The 25,387-nt window shown below is 68.2% G+C and carries 18 protein-coding genes and 1 pseudogene; 9 read left to right on the plus strand and 10 right to left on the minus strand.

Annotation, left to right across the window (positions count from 1 at the left end):
- The first annotated feature begins 227 nt into the window (after positions 1-227).
- Positions 228-1,973, plus strand: coding sequence for an Ada metal-binding domain-containing protein (locus WME76_RS12485; protein ID WP_437960360.1), 1,746 nt, complete (start codon positions 228-230; stop codon positions 1,971-1,973).
- A gap of 17 nt (positions 1,974-1,990) precedes the next feature.
- Here WME76_RS12485 and WME76_RS12490 read toward each other — a convergent pair whose 3' ends face one another.
- The gene (locus WME76_RS12490; protein WP_433937767.1) at positions 1,991-2,893 is read right to left on the minus strand and encodes a LysR family transcriptional regulator; all 903 of its coding nucleotides are present in this window, start codon (positions 2,891-2,893) and stop codon (positions 1,991-1,993) included.
- A gap of 140 nt (positions 2,894-3,033) precedes the next feature.
- On the opposite strand from WME76_RS12490, the gene WME76_RS12495 reads away from it, so the two are divergent.
- A complete protein-coding gene (locus WME76_RS12495) occupies positions 3,034-3,735 on the plus strand; it encodes an O-methyltransferase (protein ID WP_437960361.1) in 702 nt (233 codons plus the stop codon).
- Between the two features lie 177 nt (positions 3,736-3,912).
- Here WME76_RS12495 and WME76_RS12500 read toward each other — a convergent pair whose 3' ends face one another.
- Together WME76_RS12500 and WME76_RS12505 are read right to left on the minus strand one after the other, a co-directional pair.
- A complete protein-coding gene (locus WME76_RS12500) occupies positions 3,913-4,764 on the minus strand; it encodes a hypothetical protein (RefSeq protein ID WP_437960362.1) in 852 nt (283 codons plus the stop codon).
- Positions 4,761-5,153 carry a hypothetical protein gene (locus WME76_RS12505; RefSeq protein WP_433936374.1) on the minus strand — a complete coding sequence of 131 codons (393 nt, stop codon included), beginning with the start codon at positions 5,151-5,153 and terminating at the stop codon, positions 4,761-4,763. The genes WME76_RS12500 and WME76_RS12505 overlap by 4 nt, the downstream gene beginning before the upstream one ends.
- Positions 5,154-5,478: 325 nt before the next feature.
- On the opposite strand from WME76_RS12505, the gene WME76_RS12510 reads away from it, so the two are divergent.
- Positions 5,479-6,375, plus strand: a complete 897-nt coding sequence (locus WME76_RS12510; RefSeq protein ID WP_437960363.1) for a hypothetical protein — start codon at positions 5,479-5,481, stop codon at positions 6,373-6,375.
- 463 nt (positions 6,376-6,838) lie between these two features.
- On the opposite strand, the pseudogene WME76_RS12515 reads toward WME76_RS12510, so the two are convergent.
- Positions 6,839-7,459 (minus strand): annotated as a pseudogene (locus tag WME76_RS12515) (tyrosine-type recombinase/integrase); the annotation flags it as partial.
- 111 nt (positions 7,460-7,570) lie between these two features.
- Here WME76_RS12515 and WME76_RS12520 point away from each other — a divergent pair.
- On the plus strand, positions 7,571-7,738 hold the full coding sequence (locus WME76_RS12520; protein WP_437962251.1) for a hypothetical protein: 168 nt from the start codon (positions 7,571-7,573) through the stop codon (positions 7,736-7,738).
- Between the two features lie 494 nt (positions 7,739-8,232).
- Here WME76_RS12520 and WME76_RS12525 read toward each other — a convergent pair whose 3' ends face one another.
- On the minus strand, positions 8,233-8,760 hold the full coding sequence (locus tag WME76_RS12525) for a hypothetical protein (RefSeq protein WP_437960364.1): 528 nt from the start codon (positions 8,758-8,760) through the stop codon (positions 8,233-8,235).
- Positions 8,761-9,880: 1,120 nt separating this feature from the next.
- Between WME76_RS12525 and WME76_RS12530 the strand changes: the two genes are divergently transcribed.
- Positions 9,881-10,081: a hypothetical protein gene (locus WME76_RS12530; protein WP_437960365.1), complete on the plus strand. Its 201-nt coding sequence runs from the start codon at positions 9,881-9,883 to the stop codon at positions 10,079-10,081.
- A gap of 1,256 nt (positions 10,082-11,337) precedes the next feature.
- On the opposite strand, the gene WME76_RS12535 is transcribed toward WME76_RS12530, so the two are convergent.
- The 4 genes from WME76_RS12535 to WME76_RS12550 form a co-directional block, all read right to left on the minus strand.
- Positions 11,338-12,639, minus strand: a complete 1,302-nt coding sequence (locus WME76_RS12535) for a hypothetical protein (RefSeq protein ID WP_437960366.1) — start codon at positions 12,637-12,639, stop codon at positions 11,338-11,340.
- Positions 12,640-13,793: 1,154 nt separating this feature from the next.
- Positions 13,794-15,347 carry a hypothetical protein gene (locus WME76_RS12540; protein ID WP_437960367.1) on the minus strand — a complete coding sequence of 518 codons (1,554 nt, stop codon included), beginning with the start codon at positions 15,345-15,347 and terminating at the stop codon, positions 13,794-13,796.
- 36 nt (positions 15,348-15,383) lie between these two features.
- A complete protein-coding gene (locus WME76_RS12545) occupies positions 15,384-17,027 on the minus strand; it encodes a hypothetical protein (RefSeq protein ID WP_437960368.1) in 1,644 nt (547 codons plus the stop codon).
- Between the two features lie 20 nt (positions 17,028-17,047).
- Positions 17,048-18,151 carry a hypothetical protein gene (locus WME76_RS12550; RefSeq protein ID WP_437960369.1) on the minus strand — a complete coding sequence of 368 codons (1,104 nt, stop codon included), beginning with the start codon at positions 18,149-18,151 and terminating at the stop codon, positions 17,048-17,050.
- A gap of 221 nt (positions 18,152-18,372) precedes the next feature.
- Between WME76_RS12550 and WME76_RS12555 the strand changes: the two genes are divergently transcribed.
- The 4 genes from WME76_RS12555 to WME76_RS12570 all read left to right on the plus strand — a co-directional run bounded on the left by WME76_RS12555 (position 18,373) and on the right by WME76_RS12570 (position 21,748).
- Positions 18,373-19,431: an RNA polymerase sigma factor gene (locus tag WME76_RS12555; protein WP_437960370.1), complete on the plus strand. Its 1,059-nt coding sequence runs from the start codon at positions 18,373-18,375 to the stop codon at positions 19,429-19,431.
- 33 nt (positions 19,432-19,464) lie between these two features.
- Complete coding sequence (locus WME76_RS12560) at positions 19,465-20,448, plus strand: helix-turn-helix transcriptional regulator (protein ID WP_437960371.1); 984 nt, start codon at positions 19,465-19,467, stop codon at positions 20,446-20,448.
- Positions 20,441-21,073 carry an RNA polymerase sigma factor gene (locus tag WME76_RS12565; RefSeq protein WP_437960372.1) on the plus strand — a complete coding sequence of 211 codons (633 nt, stop codon included), beginning with the start codon at positions 20,441-20,443 and terminating at the stop codon, positions 21,071-21,073. The genes WME76_RS12560 and WME76_RS12565 overlap by 8 nt, the downstream gene beginning before the upstream one ends.
- Positions 21,074-21,184: 111 nt before the next feature.
- Positions 21,185-21,748, plus strand: coding sequence for a sigma-70 family RNA polymerase sigma factor (locus tag WME76_RS12570; RefSeq protein WP_437960373.1), 564 nt, complete (start codon positions 21,185-21,187; stop codon positions 21,746-21,748).
- Between the two features lie 1,304 nt (positions 21,749-23,052).
- Here the strand turns inward: WME76_RS12570 and WME76_RS12575 are convergent.
- Complete coding sequence (locus tag WME76_RS12575; RefSeq protein ID WP_437960374.1) at positions 23,053-25,086, minus strand: hypothetical protein; 2,034 nt, start codon at positions 25,084-25,086, stop codon at positions 23,053-23,055.
- Positions 25,087-25,387: the final 301 nt, after the last annotated feature.

Below are 25,387 nucleotides of genomic sequence, written 5' to 3' on the forward strand. Positions count from 1 at the left end.
CATCTCGACGGACACGCGATCATGAGCGCCGCGGGCCGAACCCCGACCCCGAGAGGCTGACAGGCCCTGCAAAGGGTAATGCCCCATTCATCCAACTGACGTGTGCCAGGCCACCCCTTGTCCTGGCAATCGACGAACATCTCGGAGCATGTCGGTACGACGTGTCGGATGAGGCGTCCGGCAGGCCTCCATCGCGTCGCTCCTGCACATCCGGTACAGTCATGGGCATGGCCCCTCCCGCCGATCATGGCGTCCAGAAGACGTACCGGCTCCTCGGTCCCGACGGGCACAGGTACGAGAGCACGACGCCCGGCACGCTGGGTGGTAACGCGAGGGCGAAGATCTACGGCCGCCTCGATTGCGGATCTGCGCTCGCCGCCATTCGCGATCACGGAGAGGCGTACACGCAGCACCGGGTGTTCTTCGCGGACGAGGAGGCCGCCGTCGCGGCAGGCTACCGGCCGTGCGGCAACTGCATGCGTGACCGGTTCGTCGCGTGGAGGGAGAGCCAGGCGCGTGTGCTGTCGGCGGCGAACGACCTGAGCTGGCGCGACAGGTCGCACGTCGACAGGCCCGCGGAGAACACGGCTGCCACCGACGCGGCCCATGAGATCGCGAAGGAGCTCGGTCTCGGCGAGAGGACCGGCGTCTGGCAGCTCCCGCTGCGAGACGGCGAGGTGCTCCGGTTGCTGTTCGATCCGCCCGGCACCATCACCGATGTGTCGAAGGGCGATCTCCGCGATGCGCTCTCCGATGCCTTCGATGGCCTCGACGTCACGCTCGCGGCGGCCGAGCCCATCACGGGGATGAAGGCCGGGCCCGCCGCGCTCGTGGCCAGCTTCTCGATCCCGAAGGCGTCGTCCGTGTCGCTCGACGCGTTCGATCTCCTGGGCGTCTCTCATCGCGAGGACAGCTACACAACGCTCGTCGCGCGCGCCTTCGCGCACGACGCGGGCTTCCGCGCCGCGCTGCTGCCTGCCCTCGGTGTGCCAGCGACGGCCGCAGCGGAAGCCGACTGGATGTGCCGCCTGCGCGTCGGTGTGACCGGCGGCGAGGACGAGAAGAGCGTGCCTGACCTCGTCTTCTTCTCCCGCCAGGCGCGCCAGATCGTCATCGTCGAGGCGAAGATCAACGCTGGCGAGGGCGACAGGCAGCCGATGCGGTATGCCGTGCCGCAGGCGCGGGCGAAGCTGTGCCAGCGGCTCGGCCTCGACGCCCCGGAGTCAAACCAGCGAGGCTTCTTGCTGACGCTCGACGGTACGCCGCCGAGGTCGTCCTGGTTCCGGCCGCTCCGGTGGACCGTGGTGGCCGAGGCCGCGGCGGCCTCGACCCACCCGGACACCGTCGGCCTGCTCCTGCGCGAGCTCGCCGCTCGGATACGAGAGCACGACGCCTGGCCTGCGCCCGAGCCGACGACCCCGGTGCTCCGCTACCTGCATCGGCGCCCGGGTCTCGTCACCGAGGCGGTCGTGTTCCACCGCTTGCTCGACGCGGCCCGGATGCAGGACGAGGGCTTCGTCACCAGCCATGGACACACGGCCAACCCGGGGTGCGGTTACATCCCGCTCTTCAAATGGAGCAAGCCGTCGTGGGAGCGGCGCAGATCGGGAGGCAATCCTGGCATGTCGGTCCACTTCGAGCTCCAGTGGAACACGGCGACCGACGGGATCGCGATCTATCTTCACTGCGAGACGAACCCGTACCTGTCGAAGAGCGATTTGCAGGCGAAGCACGGCGACGCCGCGCTGAAGGAGCACGCGGCGGTGCAGGATGAGCTGTTCGTGGAGCTCGAGCGACGAGGTGAAGCCCTCGAGGCCGCGGGGTGGACGTTCAGGCGCGGCTACAACATGCTGGCAGGCCACAAGTTTCCGAGGTTCATCCGCGCCGAGGACTTCCGCGCGAGGGTACGCGACCTCATCCGGGTCATGGCGGCCGTCGTTGACGGGTGGGCGCAGCGGCGGGCGGTGACCTGACGCTGGTCCGGGCGTGGCTACGCCGCGAGCTCCGCGATCGAGCGGCAGACGCGGCGGAGCCGGTCGCGCAGCCACCGGTGCGCGGGGTCGGCGTCGAAGCGGGGGTGCCACGCCTGCGCGATGGTGATGGCCGGCGTGGTCACGGGCAGCGGGAACGTGACGAGATCGAAGCGCGGGGCGGCGTGCGCGAGCCATTTCGACGGGAACGCGCCGACGAGGTCGGAGCTGGCGAGGAGGAGCAGCGCCGCGTAATGGCCTGAGGCCACGGCCGCGGTGGTCCGGGCGAGCCCTTTCTTCCGGAGGGCGTCGTCGATGGGGCCCCAGGTCTTGCCCAGCCGGGAGACGCCGAGGTGGGGGTGTTCGACGAACCGCTGCAGCGTCACCTTGCCGGATGCGAGCGGGCTGCCGCGGCGCACCACGCCCACGAAGCGGTCCCTGGCGAGCGCCTGCACGCGGATCTCCGGGCCCATGTCGCCGATGATGCCGATGTCGAGGTCGATCCGGCCCTCGCGGAGCGCGGCCACGTCCTCGTCGCCCTCGGGGAGGAAGCGGACGGTGACGCGCGGGGCCTCGGCCCTGAGCGCGTCGAGGAGCGGGGCGCCGAGGAGCCCGATCATGCCGTCGCTGGTCCTGATGGCGAAGGTGCGGGTGAGCGCGGAGACGTCGAGCGCGCCCCGCTCGCGGAGGACCGCGCTGGCCGAGGCGACCACCGCGCGCACGCGCGGGCGCAGCTCCGCGGCGCGGGGCGTGGGCACGAGCCGCCGGCCGGCGCGCACGAGGATCGGGTCGCCCACCGCCTCGCGGACGCGCGCGAGCGTGCGGCTCATCGCCGAGGGGCTGAGGTGCATCCGCTTCGCGGCCACGAGGACGCTCTCCTCCTCGAGGAGCACGTCGAGCGCGACGAGCAGGTTCAGATCCATGGAGTGCACGGGACGCAACTATACCTTACCGTGCATGCACTGGAAGTCATCTCTCGGCGGGTGCAGGTTCCCTGTCGAACAGGGCAGCAGCGTGCCGTCGCCGTCGGCGCCGTCAGCCTGCCCGGAGGAGACATGACATCATGAGCACCACGCTTGCTTCGCCGCGCGTTCAAGGGACCCTCGACCGCCTCTTCCAGGACGCCGAGAGCGGCGATCCGCGCATCATCGCCCGCGTCCGCGGCGACCTGGAGCGCCGCGAGGCGAACCCCGACCCCGAGCGACTCGCCCACATGCTCGCCGACGCCTATCTGCCGGTCTCCCGCGAGGTCGGGCGGCTGCTCCACCTCCTCGCCTTCGCGACGAGGGCGCGCACGGTCGTGGAGTTCGGGACGTCGTTCGGGATCTCGACGGTGTTCCTGGCCGCGGCCGTGCGCGATGGCGGCGGCGGGCGGGTGATCGGCAGCGAGATGCACCCGGAGAAGGTGCGGCGAGCGCGGCACAACATCGAGGAGAGCGGGCTCGGGGAGGTCGCCGAGATCCGCGAGGGGGACGCGCTGGTGACGCTGCGGGACGTGGAGGGGCCGATCGACTTCGTGCTGCTGGACGGCTGGAAGGACCTCTATCTGCCGGTGCTCCGGATGCTCGAGCCCAGGCTGCGGAGGGGCGCGATCGTCGTCGCCGACGATCTCGACATCGCGCCCGAGGATCTGAGGCCCTATCTCGACCACGTGCGCGGCGCGGGCAGCGGCTATGGGTCGGTGGAGATCCCGCTGGGGGACAGGCTGGAGGTCTCGTGCTGGCACGGCCGCGAGGGCCGCGACGGCCGCGACGGCGAGGCTTGATCGCGAGCGATCCCCCCGCTCCCCGCGCTGCTCACGCTGTGTCGGGTTCCGTGACAGGTCGTGGCGCACGATACGGCGGTGATGCCGGTTTGAATCAGCCCCTCCTGCATGACCTCATGGGCATCAGGAGCACGGGGTAGAGGGGCGTGTTGAACCTCCCCCGCAGCCGCTCGCGGCTCACGGCCTGGCTGAATCGATGCGTGCGACGAACGCGGCGACGGTGAACCAGTTCCGGTTCGACACGGCCCTCGAGCTGCACTCGTAGAGCTGGCTGCGCCACGTCCCCGACGCGATGTCCTTCGTGAGCTCGGCGCCGTCCAGGCCGCCCTGCCGTCCCGTCCACAGGGTGGTGAGAGTGCCTGCGTGATGGCGTTCGTGGAGCTCGGCGCCGGTCAGCTTCGTCTCGGTGTTCGCGCCCCAGGTCGGGCGCGGCGCCACGAGCTGCTCGTACCGTGCGAGGGCGACGCGCAGCACCTCGAGGAAGTACGGCGGCGCGACGTCGGCATACGTGTCGAGGAGCCGCTCCCATGTCACTGTCGTCACCAGGAGCTCGCCGACCTCGGACGCGAGCGCCGCTGGCAGCAGCGCGGCGTGCGCGATGCTCGCGGCGTCGACGTCGAGCCGCGCGGCGATGTAGCGGACGAGCTCCGCCTGCGCTGCGAGCTGCTCGTTCAGCGCGGCGGCCGTGGGCCGGTCGTACAGCTTGGCCTCGATCGCGATCAGCGCTCGCCGGGGCCCGGCGATGTAGATCAGCACGTCGGGCGTATCCTTCTTCACCGGCGCGCCCGGAAAGCGGGCCTTAGCGTCCCCGACGACCGACTCCACGAAGCTGTACTCGGTGAAGAACTGCACATTGGCCGAGGTAGGCCGCGCGTCGACTTCGATCCGGCCCAGCCCCACCAGCTCGGTGAGGCGGCCGAAGTGCGCGAAGTTGTCGGCGCACACGAGCATCGGGAGCACGGTGCCCGTGAAGTACCGCTCCTTCCGGTTGAAGGGGAGGCCCGTGTCGGCGAGGTGCGCGATGCTCATCGCGCAGTCGTGTCCTTCGTCGTGTCGTGCCCTTCGGCCCGGTGCTCGCCGATCACCTCGATGGTGCCGACGATCGCGTCGTTGAACGCCTCCAGGTCCTCGGCCGGAATCCAGTACTCCGCGTGAACGCGCGAGCCCACGATCTGGACGTCGTACCTGGCCAGGAAGTCCGAGCGCACGGCGAAGCGCGTCACGTAGCCGACCTTGCCTTCGGCGGTGTTCCATCGGCTCGCGATCTGCGTCGCGTACTCCTCGTTGCAGACCGGGTAGAAGATGGGCTGCTCGGGTAGGCGCGGCGGGAAGCGGCGGCGACCGCTCGCCTCGATGAGGTCGAGTTCGGCCTGGCCTACCGGGCGGTAGAGTGTCGTCGTGGGGGTAGAGGGCGCCATGACCGGCAGCGTACGGCATGGGGCGGGGCGTCGGGAGGCCATTCTCACGAGGGGCCCCCAAGGCCCCTGCGTGGCTCGACACACGAGCGGTCGTGAGGCGCCAGCGGGAGCGTTGCGCAACCGCGCAATCCGTTGCGGATCATGCACAGGGCGTTGCGCTCGGCTCCTCGTCGTCTTCAGACGTTGCGCCGAGATAGGGACGTAATTGCTCCGGCACGTCGATTGCCGTGGCGCCACGCCGCAACGAAACCACGGCGTGTCGCCAGGGCGGCAGGCCGGTTCCCATCCGACATCACAGGAGGTTTTCCCCGTGAGTGAATCACCGATGTTTTCGACCATCGTCCTCCCCCCGGATCTCGTCGCGGATGACGTGATCGGTCTCCGAGATCAGATGAGCGCGCGGATCGCGGCGGTAGTCCGGCCCAAGGGCGGCAAGCGCAAGGAGGGGGACGCGGCGCTGCCCAGGGGGCTCGAGCCCCTCGCGGCGCTGCCGCCGCACATCGACAGGCCGTGGAAGCGCTTCGACGCGGCCGCGACGGAGCTCCAGGGGTTCCGCGGCCTGCGGGCGAGCGCGCAGGCCGACCAGCGCCATGCGGCGCCGAGCGAGGCCGCGCGGAGCGCGGCGAACACCGACAGCGACGACCGATGGCGCGCGTTCGAGCAGTGGAACGCGGGGGCCGCCGGGCTCTCCCCCGATGGGGAGACGCCGTCGCCGTCCGAGGCGCGCTGGCTGTATGGGCAGCTCTTCCCGGCGCCCGAGGGGCTTCGCTTCATCACGCGCCGGCCCCGCGTCCAGTGGGCCGCGATGGTGCAGCGGATGAAGACGCTGGAGGAGGAGCGCGCGCAGGCGGTGATCGAGGGGTTCGGCGGGGCCCGGCACTACCAGCAGCTCGTCGCCGCCCACGCGCGCTTCGGCGAGGCCTACGGCTTCACGACCGTGGTCCTCGCGAAGGAGGGCGGGCCGACCGACGGCCGGCCGCAGTGGAGCGCCGCCCGGGATGCGCTGCGGAGCCTGATCCAGAAGATCGAGAGCCACGCCGACCCGGAGATCCCGGGGAGCGAGGCGCTGGCGGCGTTCCTGCTGGCGCCGTACGTCGAGATGGCCGACGACCTGGCGAAGCCGCGCCGGAAGGCGCCGGCCAAGAAGCCGGAGGCCGCCGTCCCGGCGCCCAAGCCCGAGGCCGTCCCGGCGGCCCCGTTCGGGGCGGGCGGGACGCCGTGAACCCATCCGGGTGAGGTGGGTCGGCCACCGGGAGATGGGCGGCACCCGTCTCCCGGTGGACGTGCCTCCAAGACTTCCCTGGTGCCGCGGAGCGATCGGCATGAAGGTCAACGATTTCAATTGGTTCGGGTCGATGCTCGACCGCGCTAACTTCCGGTGTGGCCCAACGCGGGCCCAACCGGCCGCTTTCGGGCGCTTCAAGGTCGGCCTCGAGGGGCCCGGCAACCTCGCAGGCGGCCGGCGCCTGGCCGGGCGACGCGGAGTCAGCTTCGTTCGCCGCGCGTGCTTCCGGTGCCGCGCGCACGGCTTCGTCTGCGCCTGCCGAGCCTCCCTTGCCCCTCAGCTCGGGGATCGCCTCATCCAAGGGGGCAAAGTCGCTCAAGCCGAGCTCCGCGACCTTGCGCGCGGCGCGCTTGTAGTGGTGGATCTGGCCGCTCGACCTATGCCCGGTTCGGTCGGAGATCCACGTCTCTGTGCGGCCGTTCGCGAGCTTGATGGTGATAAAGGTTGCGCGTGTGTCGTGCAGGCGGATGTTCAGTCTTGAATCCGTGGTCTCGAACAGCTCAGGCCGAGTAATCCCCGCGCGTCGAAGGTGGTCTCTGAAGCGCGCCGCCCCGTTCTGCCCCGGCAAAGAGTTGCAGCCCCACTTTCCTACGAAGACGCGCACCTTGTCCGGACAGACCTCGCGCCACTTCCGCAGCGCGCGTACCACGTCGGGTGAGAGCGCCCAGGCCCGGGGATCGTCGGTCTTGTTCTCGTCGAGAACCACTGCGCCGCGCTCGAGATCGACGTCCGACCATTCCAGCTGTCCGGCCTCTTCGGCTCGCATTCCCTCGCGAATGAGGAAGCCGTAATAGATCCGGAAGCATAAGGGGATCGATGTACTCCCTATGAGGCGCTGATCCTCGTCAGGGTACAAGTATCCTTTTGCTTTGTCGGCGTCTGCCTTAGGAGCCCAGCCGCGCGGCAAGGGGTTACTGGCGATGAGGCGCGCCGGATATGCAGCCAGCGCCAAGATACGGTGAATGAAACCTGCGATATTTCGACGCGATCCAGTCCCCAGATGCCTTGGCAGCAAGGACATCGCACGGTCCGCATGGTCGAGCGTGAGGCGCACGAGAGGAACAGGGCCGAGTACGTCGAGTAGATATTTTAGCCTGCCTCGATAAAGATCCGGGCGGCGAATCGCCTTCACATGATCCGGATACTGCTCAGCCAGCTTTCCCGAAACAACCCGCTCGGCGAACTCGGCGAAGGTGGTTTCCCCGGAGGCGCGGGCGCGCGCTTCGCCCCTGCACAGGTGGTCGATCGCGAGCCGGACGTCACGGAGCGCGGTTCCCTCGCGCGCGGCAGCCTGCTCTAGCAGCGGCAGGCCGAGCACGATCTGACCGGCGGCGAGCAGTCGCCCTGCAAGCTCGGACAGGACCTCTAGCCTCGCGTTAGCTTCTTGCTCCGTGCGGCACGTCGGCAAGCTGAACGTGGGTCGACCGGCCTCGCCGAGGCTGAGGCGTGCGGTCCACGTTTTTCCCCGGAGCCGGGCGGAGCCGGAACCGTTGGCGCGTTTTCCCGCTACCGTCGTGCGCGCTGAGGCCCGCGGGCGCTCCACCGAGATCGCCGACGCCGGCGAGTTCACGCCGGGGGCAGCTGCTTCCGTGACCGGCGAGGGGCGCCTGCTTGAGCGGCTCGAACGCGGACGCGGGTCGGCTGACGCGGAAGTGGAGGGGGACGATGAAGGGAGGGCAGGCGACCGCTTGGCGCGCGCCCGCCGCTGGGGTACGTCGGTCATGGATCGGTCTCCGCTTGTCCGGGGGTCGATCAAGGGCCCGTCCGGCGTTGGTAGCGCCGAGCGGGCCCGCTCTACTTCAGCGCCAGCCTAGCACGCCTCGCATCTGCGTGACGGGCGCTCGCTCGGCCGGTGGGCGGCTGCGGAACAGGTTCGAGCCCGGCAGAGGCCAGCACGGCGGCAACCCGCGTGTTCTCATCCGCGTCGGCGGTGCGACGCGACGCCGGCTCACTGGCCAGCGCTCGCAGGTACGCAACGAACGACTCGCGCTGGACCAAGCGTAGCTTGCCGAGTTTGATGACCAGCAGGGGAAAGCCCGGCGCGCGGATCGTGTCGAGGAAGACGCGCGCCGGGATGCCGGTGACCGCCTCGACGTTCTTCTGCGAGAGCATCTCCGGCTGCGGCACCGTGATCGTGAGCCCGTCCAGCGGGATCGCGAGCGTCGCGGTTGCCGTCGCCCCCGCTGGTCCGTCGATCACCTTCGGGCTGGACCATCCGCCGGCGGGCGTCTCCAGGCTCTCTCTGTCGATGGCGCGCGCGCGGTTGTCAGCCTGACGAAGCGCAAGCGGTGCCGAACCACGCGCGAGAGCCGCTCGTGTCATGCCATACCTCCATCCGTGTTGGGTTCGTGCGCAACCGTGACCGACGCGGCCGCAAGGTGCCCGAAAACGTATCTCGGAGCCGAATGTATCTCTTGACGAGATACATTCGGTACGCTCCTGGGAAAACACCACGTCGTGTTGCGGGGTTACGTGTTCTCGAAGGCGCCCCAGGGCGGCCCAAAACTGGGGGCGCGAAGGGGTCAATTTTGTATCTCGGAGCAGCCCCGCGGTGCCGCCCGGAGGCGACGCCGAGACGTGCGCCGGGACCGGCTGCAATCGCGGGCGTGGCCGGGCCGTGGCGGTGGGGTTCATCGGCGGCATCACATCATCTCCATCGCACATCGGCGCACGCTGCCAACGAAACTGCGTCAATTCCGTGCGGTGTCGCTCGCGGGGCGCCCATCGTTGGCAATGAGCTCTGGCGGTCTTCAAGCGCCCGGGCATACTCGGCGAGCACCTCCAGCCGCGCGTCTCGTCCTCGGTCCGGCACGTCGGCAGGCTGGTCGGGCCAGATGCTCCCGCACAGCCGGACGGAGCCCACGCCGTTCGGTGCGCATCGCTGCCCGTTGGTTTCCGGGCGGCGGGAGCGGCCGGCTTCGGGCATTCCGTCAAGCTCACCGGGCTCGGCCAATCCGCGTCGGGCGCAGCAATCTCCTCGGACGACGACGGGCGCCCGCCGGAGCGGCTTCAGGGCGCCCGCTGGTTCGGCGGACGACGGTGCGGGCAGGGACGCGGCAGGGAGCGAAGGCGAGCGCTTGGCACGCGCCCGGCACCGCTGGGCGAGATCGGTCATGGGTTGGTCTCCGATCGCGTCGGGGTCCGATGAAGGGGTGCGTCCAGCATTCTCAGCGCCGGACGAGCCCGCTGTGCTTCCGCGGGAGCCTGCTACCGCTTACGCCGGGAGGAGCGCCCGCTCGGCCGGTGCGTGCGCACGGGACGGGCTCCAGGCCCGCAGCTGCCAACACGGCAGCAACGCGCGTGCGCTCATCCGCCTCTGCGTCAAGGCGCGACACTGGGTCGCCGGCCAGCGCTTGAAGGTAGGCGAGGAACGCCTTGCGCTGGACAAGGGGCAGCTTGCCGAGCTTCGCGACCCGCAAGGGAAAGGAAGACGCGTGCCGGGATGCCCGTGACCGATTCGACGTTCTTCTGTGAGAGCATCTCCGGCTGCGGCGCAGCGAGCGTGAGCCCGTCCAGCGGGATCGCGAGCGTCGCCGTTGCCGTCGTCGTCGTGGGCTGGGCGAGCCCCTTAGGGCTGCCCAAGCCTCCGGCGGGCACCTCCGGGAATGCCCTCTCGATCACGCACGTGCCGTGGCCAGCCTGACGAAGAGCAAGCGGTGCCGATACACGCACGAGAGCTGCTCGTGTCATGGCGTACCTCCATTCGCGTTGGGTTCGCGAGCAACCGTGATTAATGCTGCCGAAACGAGGGCGAAATGGTAATTCTGGCCCGAAGGTGATTCGTGCCAATTTACCCGCGAATGCGCCCGGGAAGGAACCTCGTCATGTCGCGAGCTTAGGTGTTCTAGGAAGCGCCGCTGAGGGGCCGAAAACGGGCGGTTGCGAAGGGCTCGATTTGGCTATTCGCGCGCTCCGTTGGCGCCGCGCGTGGAGGCCACACGGAGGCGGAGCCACGGCAGGCGCGTCGCGCAGAACGCGACCAGCGCCCGCGCGCGTCGAGCCGCGCCGCGAGCAGCAGGATTTGGCCGTGACGCGTCCGTGGCGCTCGCGTAGGACGCCTGGCCACCCCGGTACGGAAGATCCTCAGCTGGCCGCCCCGGCGCGCGCACTCGGTGGTCGTGGTCCCGCCCTTGGCTCCGGTCGCGGTCGTCGCGCTAACGAGCGACGTCGCGAGCGCGTTCGCTTGCACGTCTTCTTGGGCGGCGATGAGCTCCGCTTTAGACGTGCTCGACAGGATGGAATTGGTGGAGAGTGCAAGCGGACCGGCCATAGGCAAACGCCTCCGATGACGTCCGACCGAGCTCACTGCCGTGCCAGAGGGCGAGCTCGAAGCGATCGCCATCGCGGACGAGCGCGCCGCAGGCGTCGAGCGTGGCGGAGCGCAACAGCGCCTAGGTCGAGCGCGCGAACAAGAGCCGTCCCACCCCGAGCGGCAGGGGATCGGTTTTCCGCATGGCGCCGGAGCCAGCCGCGGGCGCGCGCCGCGCGCTCGAGGACGGTCCACCCCAACGAGCCCGAGCCTGGCGCTGCGCCCTCGGCGATGGCCAGGAGCAAGACGCGATCGTTCTCGTCGCCGAAGGTGCCGAGGATGGTGCGCGATAACGCTCTATCCTCGGGCGTCAGTGGCTCCATCGGGCGAATGAGCCCCACAGCAGCAGGCTTCTACCTGGAGGAGATGATCCTTTCGCCTAGAGGCGAGCCCCGCGAACGCTCTCGGCGCGCTCATGCACCGCCGGACGGCGCCGCGGTCCGCGGGAACTTGTGCCGCGCAGCTTCCCGGCGGGAGAAAACCCGCGGTCGTGTGCCTCGTGGTGCGCCGCCCGTGCCTGGCCGTGGAACGGTTCGAGGACCTCGTCGGCCGAGAGCCGGCCGAGCGGTGCGCGAGCCATCGGGCCCGTGCTATGGGCACCTTCGGAGCGGCTTCTCAGTTCTGGGACGAACATCAATCCATGGTCCGGGTTCTCCTTGGGCACGAAGATTTGCCTCTTTCCACGAGTAACCCATCAATCCATAATACATCGCACGGTATCTTCCGTGATGATCTGCCAGCGCCGAATCCCAGAAATCTTCGTCGCCCTTCCCTTGTTTACATTGTGACGTCGCCATGTCCCACCAGTAGACGCGGTCAACGAGAGGCATCGTACCAAGCGTGTTTCGCACGAACCAGCCAGAGGCCCAGCCACATTTCTCGCAAGCCTTATATTTCTCGAGGTGGAGGACGCGGCCCACCTCGGTCAGCCAGAACCTTGCGTCCGGGAATTCCTTTTGAACATGGATCTGGAAGGTTTCGGCGTCAACCGGTCTATGACTCTTGTATTTGTTCCTCGGTACACTACTAACGTCGGTGTACGGGTGGAACCCGAATTCCTTGGGTTCCTGATCGAGCGTTTTGAGAGTTCTCAGGTAGGTATGCAGCCAGCGCACCTTCCACCACCTCTTTCTCCTTTCCTTTGGCGTCTCATTCTTTTTTCTTTTCTGTTTTACCATGGGACTGCTGAGCTCCCCCGCGACCAGTATGCAGCCTACGCATTCATTTTCAGCATTACTGAGCACCTCGTGCGCCGCCTTATAGAAATACGCGGCATGCCTAGGTCGTTTGGGCATCGCAAGGTCGGGTTCGTTGATACTCCATGTCCGAACGTTGATCGTCCGCTGATTCGTATTGGCGTCTAGCGGGTTCGCCGCGTCGTAGATTGCCTGAAAGCGGTTCTTGAAGTTGTCTCCGGCAATACTCGGATCATCAGCGTAGATATCGTTGCAGTCGTTGGTCGGATCGTCGCAGTTTGCTAGGTGGATCATGAGGAACAGATCCGTTCCTGCATAGGCAGAGCTCCGCAGGGCTGCAACGTTGACCTTGGTGGTCTCTACCCCCCTAATCCGCCTATCCTCTTTGCTGATATTGCGAAGGTAAGCAGCCTGACGAACCTGTCTCACGTCGCTGTTGTACAGATCCTTGAAGACATTCTCCGAATTCCTGTGAAGTGGCTCCGCGTATGGTTTAGTTGGGTCTAAAAGACCCATAAACAGGACGTTTGCTGCCCCGAACTTCGACGAGAGCTGGCCGACCTCCACAGCGCCATCGCCCTGTTGTGTTTCCCCGTCGTTCTCTTCAATGTCGGCGCCGCAGCCGACGGATCCAACGAGCATCAAGGCGACAAGGGCGAGCGGAAGGACATTGCGAAACGATGTGGTGTGCCTCATGGGTGCCAGTACATCGTAGACGCTCGACGGTTTCCAGCGCGATCTCGTGATGCGGCTGGATGGGTTCAACGGCGTACGTGTGGCGTAGCTCCATACATCAGAGCTGCGCTCGGGGAGTGCAAGGGCTTCGGCTGCAGGCAACGGACGCGCTTCATCACCGCATGCAGGGCATCCCGCAAGTAGCGGCGCGTCCGCTACATCGATGACGGATGCCGCCGCGCTTCAGGGCGGCCCTGACCACCGGCTTCGAGCGGCGCGCGGTGGCGGCGCGCGTGGTTTTGAGCTCGGGGAGCTCGCTGTGGAGCCGAGAGGCGCGGCGCCGGCGGAGTGAGGTGCGCGCGGAACCACGAGGGAGGACAGGCAGGCCGCCGCTTCGGGCGGTAGCGTAGGCTCACGGCTGCTCGTCGGCGGGCATCAGGCGCGCGGCAAAGAAGCCGTCTGCAAACCACCGCGCGAGGCCGATGGGGGCAGCGAGGAGCGGAGCTCTGGGGAGCGTCACGGCCGAGGCGCTGCGAAGCCGCCGGGGGAGGGAGCGAGGGGGGACCGGGCGCCCGGGAGGGGGGCGGGGAGAGAGGTCGCACCTAAGCCGGCACCATGACCCGGGCGCGTGCGCTGTCAGCTTACACTACGGCCTCACGGACGACCCCAGGTATGGACGAACAACCCGCTCGGCCACGCCTGGATCGAGATCTCGGAAGGGGGCACGCCAACCAACACGGACTTAACGGTTGCCCCTCCCAACCGTCCGGGGTCTTCCGCGCCTACAAGACCTACTTCACGCCTTTGGGTAGGCGCCGCCTCACGCCCAGCATCGTCGACCCCGGCGGGAGCCGCAAGGGGCCACGCCCCTGGCCATTGGCGGCCGTTACGGCCGATTCGCCCGGGGAAGGGCCGAACCAGTACGAAATCGCCCCGGGGGGCACCGAGCTTCGCGTGCGTGTGAGGACGCGCTCCCGCAGCCCGGCGGAAACACCAGTGCGTGCTTTTCAAGCGAGCTCCTCTAGCGCGGGCTCGGCGCGGCGGCATGTAAGATTCCTGGAGCTCGGCGCGACCGTTCACCTTGCTGATATCAGGCTCACGTGCGGTGTCCCGCAGGCCCGGGCACGCGCCGCCAACGCGCTACCGGTACTTGGTCACAGAGCCTCTCCGTTGACTTATTCAGGGAACCGAAGCGTCTCGACGGCGATGCCGTCCTCCCCCGTGATCTCCTCGCCCGACCAATCCCAGCTCGTGCCGCCCGGGCCTGGCAGCCCGATCTCGAAGGTGACCCCCTCCAACGTGAGCTGGTCCTCGTCGAGGTAGGCGATGGCGATCGAGTCGCCGCCGCGCCCGGGGCCGCCGTAGCCGCCGTCGCCTCCGAGGCCGCCGCTGCCACCCTGGCAGGACCACATGCCGTCCCCGAAGGCGCCTCCTGGAGCGCCACGCCCGCCAGGGCCGCCTTCCTCCGGCTCCCCGCCGTCGCCGCCTTTGCCCCCGTCGCCAACGGTGATGATGCTATCGCGCACCGTCACCTTGGCGTGGAGCGCCACCATCGCGATGCTCGGTTGGCCGTTCTCGCCCCCTCGGCCGCCGCGCCCCCCGCAGCCGCCCGCGCCTCCGGAGCCGCCACCGGCGCCGCCCTTGGTAGCCACGCCGCACGCCGCGAGCCCACCGCGACGCCCGCCGCCCCCGCCGCCGCCTTGGCCGGGCATCCCCCGGGCGCCGTCGCCGGCGCTGTCGGGGTGCCATCCGGCCTCATCGATCCGCCCGCGGCCCTTGCCCGATACGCCGGCGGCACCCCCCATACCGCTCCTCCCGGCGACGCCGTTGCTACAACCGCCGTCTGCCAGGTTGCCACGTCCTCCATCCCCATCGTAGTTGGGGTTCGGCTGGGGTACGGGCTCGCCGTCCTCCCCATCTCCAGCGCCGTCGGCGAGCCCGTCGCCTCCCTTGCCACCGACGCTCGGGATCCCTCCCTCGCAGGAGTTCACCGCCGGAGCCCCACCCGGGACCGTCGCTGCGGAGCACGCGTCTCCCCCATACTGCCCGTCCGGCCCCGACGCTGCCCGGCCCGGCCATTTCTCCCCATGGCGACCTCTCAATCCCTGCTTGGCTTCGATCCAGCTTCCGATGATCTCTACCGCGGCGCCCGACCGAACGATCATTCCGATATGCCTTGGGCTGCGTACGAACACGTGATCGATGATCGAGACGCCATCCGCAGCCCCGGTGTCGCCTGCCCGCGCCGGCTCGACGGTCAGCGGGATGTGCCCAACCGGGGCAGTGAGCTTGGCCATGTTGTACACCGGATCTCCAAGCTCCCGATGCCGTTCCCATTCCAGGAAGTCGAAGCCTCCATAGATATCCACCCCGGAGGGCAGCGTGATGGACTCCACGAAAGCATTGCCAGTGAGGAATACGCGACCGCGCCCGGTGCGCGCCAGCTCGATGGCGCGCGGCAGGGAAGTTACCGGCCTGCCCTTCGTGCCGGGGTTCGCGTCGTCACCGCCGAGAACCGGATCGTTGACGAACACGCCGCAGCCGTCCATCGCCCGCCCCGCCGCGAGATGCTCCAGGCAGACCGAGTCGGGGATCGGATCACCTGCACACGTCGATGGACCGCCGCACGGCGGCGCGCCGTCAGGGTCGTTCACCCCCGGCGCGGTGCCGCAACCGACCGCGGCGAGCGGCACAAGAGAGACCAAGAGAATCGCGGAATTCCGGAGCATCGGCGTCCCTCGCTGGCGCGTCTCGCGAAGCGCGCGTCAATGGGGCGGCTCGCTTGCCGCACCGAAACGATAGAGCTCCCCCCACGGGCCGTCCGCCCCATTGCCCGCCTCGTCCTCCGGGCTGGCGTTCCCCGCGAGGCCACCATCACCGGCGGGACCGGCAATAATGTTGGTTCCGGGTCGAATGGCGAAGTTGGGCACCACGTAGGCGATGCCGACGGATGCGCCGCCGAGCCCGCCGCCGGCATCGCCTCCGCGACCGCCGTTGCCTCCCCAACCGCCACGGCAGGCTGCCCACGTCTGACCGGTGTTCGTCGCGAAACCTTTCCCCCCGTGGCCGCCGGGTTGCCCCGCACCGCCCGATTGGCCTGTTCCGCCGACCCCGCCCTGGCCACCTTTGCCCGTGAACACGTCGCTGGCCGCGACCGTGAGTTCCGTACCGTCCAGCGCAACGATCCCGATGCTCGCACCGCCATAGCCGCCGCCATAGCCGCCCTGACCGCCACAGCCGCCGCTTCCTCCCGAGCCGCCGGCGGCACCCCCCTGGAGGCCTCCTGCCCGACAAGCGACCATGGGCCCACGCGACTTGCTGCCGCCACCGCCGCCGCCCCCCTGGCCGGTGCCGCCTCGCTTCCCGTCCTCGCCCCGGACGCCAATCCATCCGTCCTTGCCGAGGTGGCCCACGCCCACCGCGCCGTCCGCGCGACCGGAGTCGGCACCGTGTGCGCCGTCGCCCCCTTCGCTGCATCGCGCGAGATCCGCGCCGAGCCCCGCGTGGCCATCGCGCTCAGAAATCCCCGTGGGTGTCGGCATTCCTGATGTCCCGTCGCTCCCCGACTCGAGCCCGCCGTCGCCCCCATATCCACCGATAGACTCGGTGCCGTCGTCGCACACGGTCACGACCGGGAGGGCGCCCGTCGGCGAGTCTGCGGTGCAGGCGTCCGCGCCGTCGTTCCCGACCATGCCGTCCGTCGCCCGCTCGCTATCCGCGTCCCCGCCCGGCTCCCCGTCCTTGCCGTTGCCCGCGATGATCACGCTGTCCTGCACGATCGCCCTGGCCCCCGTGCTCAGAACCATCGCGATCGACGACTTGCCATCGGGCGCCGAGGCGTCCGCCGCCACGACGCGCACGCCGGCGATCACCGACGCCGTGTCGTCCCGCGCGAGCGCCGTCCCCTCCACCCCGAGGACCCGCAGCGGGATCCCCCTCGGTGGAGCGATGATCGTCGGGTGATCCGGCCCGCCGAATGATCCCTCATATGACCAATCCCCGCCTTCACACCGACGGCCCCCCCAGAGGTCGACCCCCGAGGGCAGCGAGATCCTCTCCGCGAACTCCCCTCCGCACGCGTACACGCGCCGGGTCGCTGCCTCTCCGTGGCTTCGCCCGTGCGCGGCGAGCCCGATCGCGTGTTGCAACGTCCTCACCGGCGCAACCTTCGTTCCGGGGCTGTTGTCGTCGCCCTGCTCGCTGACGAACACCCCACATTCATCCAGCGCCGGCGCCGTGCCGGGCTCTCCCTCGCAGGGATCGGGCGGAGGCACCGGATCGGGTTCGCACGCCTCGACCTCCCAGCAAGGGTCGGAGTACGGGCACCCTGTCAGCATGCTCGCGCCGCACATGAAGAGCGCGACGGCGACGACGGACGTCGCCACGCGCCGGCCTTCCTTCGATTGCATCTGCTCGCCCCCCGATGTCCTCACCACAGCCCCTCGATCATCAGGGCGATCTCTCGCCCGGTCGCCACGGGCGAGGCGTGGATCCGATCCTCAGCCGGCGTGAGCCCCAGGAAGGACAAGTCTGTGAAGAACGACGCGGCGGTCGCTGCCCCGATCACACCGCCGGCGATGAGCATGGCCGTGCCCACGCCCGCGGACAGGTTGCGCTCGTCTCGCAGGCGGAGCAGGTCAGCGCACGCCGGGCGGTCCGCTGCTTGCCAACACCTGGACCCGCTCGCCGTCGCACCGCCGTTGAGCCCGTCGCGCCGTTCGCTCAGATCGCCGTCAAGACTGGTGGCCCGGATCATGAGCAGGCTGCCCGTGGACAGCGTGGCCGTCGTGACGGCGATCCCGGCGATTCGCAGTGTCGTCGGCCACGACGCCGGCTGCCCGTGAGCCTGCGGGCGTAACGCGCGCGATGCGCTCGCAGTTTTCGGTACCGCGGGCGCGCCCTCCTTGGCGCTGCTCACGGCCGTGCGCGGCAACTGTATCGTCATGGTCGGCTCCGTCGCCGCCTGCGCGTCCAGCGTCTGGGATCCTTCCTCACGGCCCGGTGCTCGGGCCCGCACCATATGCTTGCCAGGCTCAAAGAACAGTGTGTAGGTCCGTCTGGGTCGGCCGATGGGCTTGCCATCGATGAGCACCTCGGCATCCGGCGGATCCACCGACAGATAGAGCGTCGCGACGAACGGAACGGCCTTGGCCAGTCCGTCCGCGAATCCCTTTTGCTGTTCAGGAGAAAGGGCCTTGCGCCGCTCAAGGCTCCAAGCCAGGTGCTCCGCTGCGTCACGAAACTTGCGTAATTTGAGCTCACAGAGGCCCAGCTCTCCAGCGACCTCAGCGGATTCTCTCTCTGTAACGGATGTCGAGTCGATCGCCTCGAAAGCCGCCTTGTAGGCGGCGTGTGCCTCGGTCCACTTCCCCGATGCCCGAGCTCGTCGGGCGCGGCGAAGATGGTCCTTTACGATCGAGCCGTCATTTCGTGCGGGGACCGGATCGCGGTCCTCCGCACGAACCGGATGCGTAGTGCCGATCGCGACGCCAAGCATCAGCCATATCCAGAGCGATTGCGCAACGAAACGCATGCAGAGACAGTACTTACGCCAGCCGTGGCGCGTCAACGGCACTGAAACTGGCATGACCGGGCCGATCGGAGGAGAAAAACACCGCCCGAACAGGGAATGCGGCCATCGCTGCTCGTGCAGCCGCGCAGCGCGGACCCACATGTCGCACTTTCTCTGACCGACCCTGGAGCCGCCCTGCATTTTCTTGAAGCCCTGCAGGCGGCTCAGGTGTTCTACCGGTTATGGGCGAGCCAGGCAGCACCCCTACCGGCTTCGAGTTCTTCCGGCGCCTCGCGCGGCGTTTCGGGGTCCCTGCGCGGCACGCGGAGGACCTTGCGCAGGACGCCTTGCTGCGTGGCCTCGAAGCGGATCTGCGCGTCGAACTCGGGGAGGCCCGAGCGTCCTACGGTGCCGCCATCGTCCTGAACCAGGCGCGGAACCACGTCCGGAACGAACGCCGTCGGGGGGAAGTCCTGACCTCGTTCGACGACCATGACTTTTGGGCGGAGTGCCCGACTCCGGAAGAGATGCTCCGCAGGCAGCAGCGGGAGGAGCTCATCCGCGACCTGATCAACCAGGTCGACCCCAAGTACCGCGACGTCTTGATCAAGCACGCGATCGAGGAGGTGCCGCTCGTCGAGATCGCCTCCGAGCTGGGGCTCAAGCCGAAGACGGTGAGGACACACTACCGCCGAGCGCTCGAGGACCTCGCCGCGGCCGTAGAACGCTGGAAGGCGCGGCAACGCTCGCGCGGATGGGACGACGCTCCATGCGTCCCGTTCGCCTTCAACCTGCGCGCCCGAGAGGGGTGGCTGAGCAAGCTCGGCCGCCTGGGCATCAAGATCCTGGTGCAGGGGGCGGTCGTCGTGCTGACCGGCGCCGTCATCGCGACGTTGCCGGACTCGTTCAGCCCGGAGTCGTGGTTGCGGGCGGCGGTGGTGCGCGCCCCTGCTCCCGCACCGGCCGTGGAGGAGATCGCGCAGCCACCGGCCCAACTCCCGATGCGCGTGGCAGCCGCGACGGCCGCGCAGGAGACCGCGCAGCCGGCGCAGGACCGAGACGCACGAGTACCTGTTCCGTCAGGCGCGCCGGTTCGTCGTACCTCGCTCCCCGTCCGCGCCGTGGTCCCAGCCGTCAACGAGCGCGAGCAGCGCCTCATCGACGAGGCCCGAAGGGCCATCGAGGCCCATAGCGCAGTCGCAGATGCCGAGGCGCGACGATTGCTCGAGACGCATGCACGCGAGTTCCCGCAAGGTCAGCTCGCTGCGGAGCGTGAAGCGCTCCTGATACAAATCCGCTGAATCGTCAACTGTCGATCGGCAGCCAAGCAAGCGGTGAGGACGGCGCTGTCGTCGGGGCGGCACAAGGCCGAGATCCGCCTTACGCCGGACAGGAATACTCACGTCGAGGAGGAGAAACTCATGGAGGACATGCTAGCTGCGATGTGGCTAGTCTCGCCGCTCGGGCTCGCGATGATATCGTGCATCGCGATCGGCTTCGCGATCACGGCGCGCGAAGCGCTGGGACGCGAACGCGGGCTTCGCGAGGCGCGCGAGCACGCGCATGATGACGAGACGTCGGCCCTCACCGATGCGAAGGAGCAGGCAGCGGAGGAGCGGGACCGATACCGGCGCCTTCTGGATTGTCATGTCGACGCCGCGCTCGCAGAGCTGACAGACGCCCGCGCGCGCCCGGTCCCCTGGCCAGGCAGGGTCATCGAGTCGTTCTGCGCGACGACCCCTGCGTGGAAGCGAAAACTGGCCGAGAGCACGGGGCTGGAGCCGAGGGAGGTGGAGCGGCTGCTGCGGAGCGACCTGTCGATAACGCCCGGCCTCGCGCGGCAGCTCGAAGCCTTCACGGGCGCGCCGGCGCGGTACTGGGAGCGCCTGTGGCGGTTGCACGACGACTACCGGGCGGACGCAGAGGCCACCGTGGTGATCCAGCTCGGCGAGCCCGTCAGCAAGCGCGAGAGCTCGGCGTGTCCCGCGTCGTCACCGGCGCCGAGCCCGGTGCCGCCGACTCCGCCTACGGTACCTCCTCGCGCGCTCGATGTTCCTCCGCCCGTGGTCACGTCGCCCGAGCTTGCGGCCAGGAGCCCGCGGGCGAAGCTCCCGCCGCCTCCACAGCCGCGGCTGCGGTCGCCGCTGCCTGCTCGCGCGGAGGTGGGCGCCGAGCTCGCCCGTCGCGCGGCCACGCTGACGAGCTTCCCGCTACGGCGCGACGAAGGTGGGTCCAGTCCGGTACGCGGATCGGATTGGGAGAACGTTGAGCGCTCGTCGCTGAACACGACACTTCCAGGAGTAGGGAGCCATGGGTGAGTGCGGCCGCCTCTTGCGTTCAGAGGAGATGGGCAAGCGATCGGGGACGCGCGTCTCATTCGAAGCCATCGTGCGAAACAGTTCCATGATCAGGGACAACCTGCGTCGGCTCAAGGTTCCAGAGTGCGACCGTTCAGACGTGATGCAGGAGATTCTTCTCTCTGCTTGGCGAAGCGTCGAGGCAGGTGGGTTCTATGCGAGCGAGCGCCTGTCGGCAACGAAGGCGGTGAGGCGCTGGCTGTCCGTAGTCACATGGCACCACACAACGCACTACAGGGAACACCAGCACCAGTGGGAAAAAGGCCGCGCCTCGTACACGCATCCGGCGATGGATGGCTACATGCCGCCGCCATCCGAACAGGTGGAGGCGCGGTTCAGCCTCCGCGGCTTGGAACGGCTCGATCCGCCTCTGCGCGACGCCGTGGCGGATTCCGCTTTGGGGTACACTGCTGAGGAGATAGCGGCTGAGCATGGCCAGAATCCCAACACAATTCAGCATCGCTTGGGGCGTGGAAGAAAGCAACTGCGAAGAGCGCTCCGCTTGAAGGATGCTCCGACGCTGCTCGTCCTCAGGAGCATGCTGGCGAGGATGGCACCGCTCCGGCAGCGGAACAGCTGCGGCTGACGCCTCCGTTTGGTAGCGGACCATCTGCGGGGAAGACCGCTGACCCGTACCGCACAGGTGCACTGGCGAGCCATCATCATATAACGGGAGAGTGCCCCGGGGGGTGAATCCATGTGTCGTCCGCCGAATGAAAACGAGTGCGCTGCCGCGCTCGCGCGCCTGTTTTGCCCGACGCTGGTTCGTGCCGTGCGGCGCTGGCTGGGGAGGCTGGGAGTACCGCTGTGCCATCGTGGCGACGTCGCAGGTCAAGTCTGGCTCAACGCCTGGGAGAGCTGGCCCAGGTTCGATCCGAGGCGCGGCAGGCCGGAACGCTGGTTGAACGCGATCACCGTACACGTTGCCTCGCACTACCACGAGAGCGCGCAGCACCGCAGGGAGGAGCTGGTCGATTTAATCGAAGTGCTCGATCCAGCGCCGGACGCTGCTGCTGTGATGGAGTGCGACAACATCAGGACCAGCACCATCGACGCAGTGAACGAGCTCGATTCGGAGCTGCGCTTTGTGCTCGTAGCACACGACCTGAACGGAGTCCCTATGGCCAAGATAGCCGAAGACGCAGGGCTACCTCTCTCTACGCTCTACAAGCGACGCACAAAGGCCATCAGCGCGCTGCGTGACGCCGTCAGGTTTCGGGAATCTATAGAATTTTCGACGTTCGGAGTGGGGCTGCGATGAGCATCAATGTGGAAATGCGGTACTATCTTCGACTCATGTTGCGCGGCGGTAGTGAAGGGCCGTCTGGCAAGGCGTACGCCCCGTCCGATCTCATACCGAACGTGTAGTGCGCCGGTAGAAGTTGGCGTCCCATTGCGTACCACCTGCCAGCGTCTTCGAACATGGCCTTGACGATCGGACCGAAGTCCAGGTTTAAGCGATACACGCGCGTGCCAGCCTGTTCGTTTACCGTGACGTTTGGCAGCCGCACTGCGAGCCCCTCTTCGCCGGCGCGCCGCGGAGGCAGACCTGGAACACCTGCCGCGCGACACTCCGCGATGGACGCCTCCTTCCACCCAAGGTTCACCACTAAGTACCGGCCAGAAGGCAGTTCAGGAAGTGCCATCCACTCTTCGACTGTCGTAGGCAGCTCGACCATGTAACGGTAGCTACCACACCGCCGCCGGTGGGAGAAGCTGGCGGTTGGGACCGAAAGACGCGGGTATCGGTGATCCTTGCGTCCCGCGTCCGAACGGTGAGGACCGCGAAGAGACCTAGTGTCGACGCGGCGTACCCGAGGCCGCGTCTGGGCGAAGCTCCGCCTTCGCGCCACGCCCCCGCAGCGGGTCTCGTCGCGTCGATCGGCGCAACCCGCCCTGACTTGAGCGACAGCCGCACCAGGCCGTCCTGTTGCAGCTCGACGCGCTCCTGTGCGCTCCGCGGTCTCAGGACATAGCGCAAGAGCGCCTCCCTCGACGCGGTATGGTGCGCGCCGGCGCGTGTCGCCGCGTGCAAGGTGAAGCCATCCAGCGAGGCGCACAGCGCGCATGGCGTACGCGAGTGCGCTCGGCAAGAGCGGCGATAGCCCACGACGCCATTGCGGTCCGGCTGGCGGCTCTCGTCCGGAGACGGCGGAGGCGCACAGCGCGGCCTCGGGCTCGTTGCCCTTGTCGACGCCATGCTCGAGCTCGAACAGCCCGTGCCGTCGAAGGGGCGCATCATGCGCCGGACGGCGTCCTCGATCACCTGACCGACCACGCGCGTCTGCAGGTGACCGAGCTCGTTCCACACGAGCTCTGCGCCGGCGGCGGAGCGTAAGCGTCGCCCCCGCGATCGAGGGGACGGATGCACGACCGCGGGGTCGCTGGCGTGAGGACGAGCGGAGGTGGTTACGGAAACGGTTGCGGCCGCAGAGGCCTTCCGCCTGTGTGGCGCGCCCGAGGGGGCGCGTCACACGGGTGGAGGCATCTATGCTCGACGCGCTCCCGTTGCTACCCGGGAGTCAACCTCGAGCCTAGAGGGGGCGCCGCGCGCGCGACCGCGGGTCACGAGCCCGTGACCGCCTCGGCTTCGAACTCCTCCTCGCTGTTGTCGCGCCCGTCCTCGTCGTCCTCGTCCTCGTCCGCAGTGTTCACGCTGTCGTCTCCTTCACCCCGGTGCAAGTGGCTGGGTTGCGTTCCCAACGAACGGTGCTTGCGCGAGTACGTGGCTCCCCAGAGGCTCACCTGATCGTCAACGCTGCGCAGACGATTGCGCCATTCATTCGTGTGGAGGGTCGTGACACCCTTCTCCTCTACGAGCGATTCGCCACCAGCACCCACCACGCTTTGGACCTTGTCCATGGCTGCGACGAGCGCGACCACGGCATTGCCGAAGTGCGCGAGCGCCGCTTCGAGTTCCTGGTCTGCCGTGACCACCGACGTCGGCGCATGCATTTGGCCTGCCGGCGAGAAGTTTGCGCGCAGGTAGTGGTCGTTGACCTTCTGATCCTGCCCGTCGGTGCCCCGAACCACGTTGCCGGCCTCGTCGACGACACGGATGGGCTCGCCGGCCCCGAAGTCGATCAGTGCGCGGTGAAGCTGACAGATGCCCTTTTCCTCGCGGACCATCCGGTCGATGACTTGACCGGGGCTCCGTCGATCCGGCTGGTTGTTGCTGGTCGTGCCTCGGTCGCCGAACAGCACACCCTTCGCGATCAGCGGCAGTGCCGATCGAGCGGCGAGCTCGAGACGATGCGGGCCGAGCGGCGAATTGGACGGTCCAGGATCCTCCCGATGTTCGTTGAGCGCTGCCGTCAGCAGTTCGTCAGCCGATCGTTGCGTGGGCTTCCAGTCGTTACCACGTACCGCGTCACCGTAGCCGTCTTGCAGGTAGCGGCGGCTGCGATCCATCTTCGCCGTGTCCTCCGAAATGCCTCGAACAATCAGAGCGGCTGCCAGACGAATGAGGAGCTTGGGCGAGATGCGCTTGCGGGTGGACTGCGCCGTTACCGCCGTGCGCAGCGCGTCGCGGTGCTCCGCGTCGTCGTGGGTGAAGACGCGCACGATCTCGGCCGCGCGGATCGCCGGGTCTGCCGACAGATGAGACGCCTCGGCCTGAGCTCGCGTGATTGCAGCGGCGAGCCACCGCCGCTTCAGATTCGTGATGAGGCCGCGGCGTTCCAGCTCGAAGAGGCACCCATCAGCGAGGCTCTCGTTCTCAGGCCCCTCGCCCCACTCACGGGGAGGGTCGACGTGACGGAGCGCCACAAGCGACTTCACAGCCGTTGCGAAATCGTTACTGACACCTCGATGGGGCTCGAACCCGACGATGATCTCGGCGGGGACGCGCTCACAACGGATCTGTTCGTAGTCCTTGGGCTGCGCATTGCCACGCTCGAGAGCCTCATTCACCCGCTTGATGTGGGTACGCAGGACGCGGTCAGTCGAATCGTAGACGCTGTCGACGGAGACGACCCCGAGGATGTCGTGGGTCGCGGTTACCCGCGACGAACCTTCTGCCGTGGTGACCGCCCACAAGGCGGGCGCCCCGTCGCTGTACTGGTACTCCGTAGCGACGACCTGGACCGCAGTCATGACACCCTGGCTCCGAATCGATTGCCGCCAGTCGTTCATATCCAGGACGTGGATCTTGGCTTGCACGCTCGCCCACGTCAGGTGCTCACGAGACTCCACGCCTACGTAGAGTTCGGGCTTGACGCCATCACTGGTCGGATCCGGCACCGGTGCGAACCGACTCTCCTCATCAGTGCCCGGCTCGACGGCGAACGGATGTCGACGCTTCGGTCCCAGGCGGGGGTTACGCGGATCAGGCAGGACCTTTCGGGTCCAGAGCTCGGTGCGCAGCGCGATCAAGGTGCCACCCGGGACGGCGGTGCGGAGCGGGTGCTCGATGGACTTACGCAGCTCCGCCGGATCGACCACCGCATCCGCAACGCATGCAGCCGCTTCGGTGCTCAGATCGAAGACTTCGGTCAGCTTCTCGGCGGCCGTATTTCGCGCGCGGGCCAGCGCATAGTCGGGCAGCGGGCCGACGGGACGGGGGAGGACATGCTCTTCCTGACGATGTTTCGCGGTCATGAACTTCTCGCTTTCTCGCTCATGGCGCGACAGAGGCCACGCACCTTGACCTCTAGGAGGTCGCCCCGGTCGCCGTATGGGCCCGGGGAAGCGAGAAGCAGCGATGGCCGCTTCGAGCAGATCCCCCTTCAGCGCGTCCGAGCAAAGCTCAGCGTGGCCAAAGGCGCCGGCGGATCACCTCAAGCTCCCCAAGGCGTACGAGAAGGCTCCGAGGTCGGAGATGTTCCTCGCGTAACCTCCTCCGCCGATCGAATCGGCGGAGTGGGTGCCCGATGCGGTCCGCACCGCAGGCGAGTCCATG

Origin of the sequence: Sorangium sp. So ce119, assembly GCF_051524405.1 — a bacterium.
In the GTDB taxonomy this organism is placed as follows: Bacteria; Myxococcota_A; Polyangia; order Polyangiales; family Polyangiaceae; genus Sorangium; species Sorangium cellulosum_G.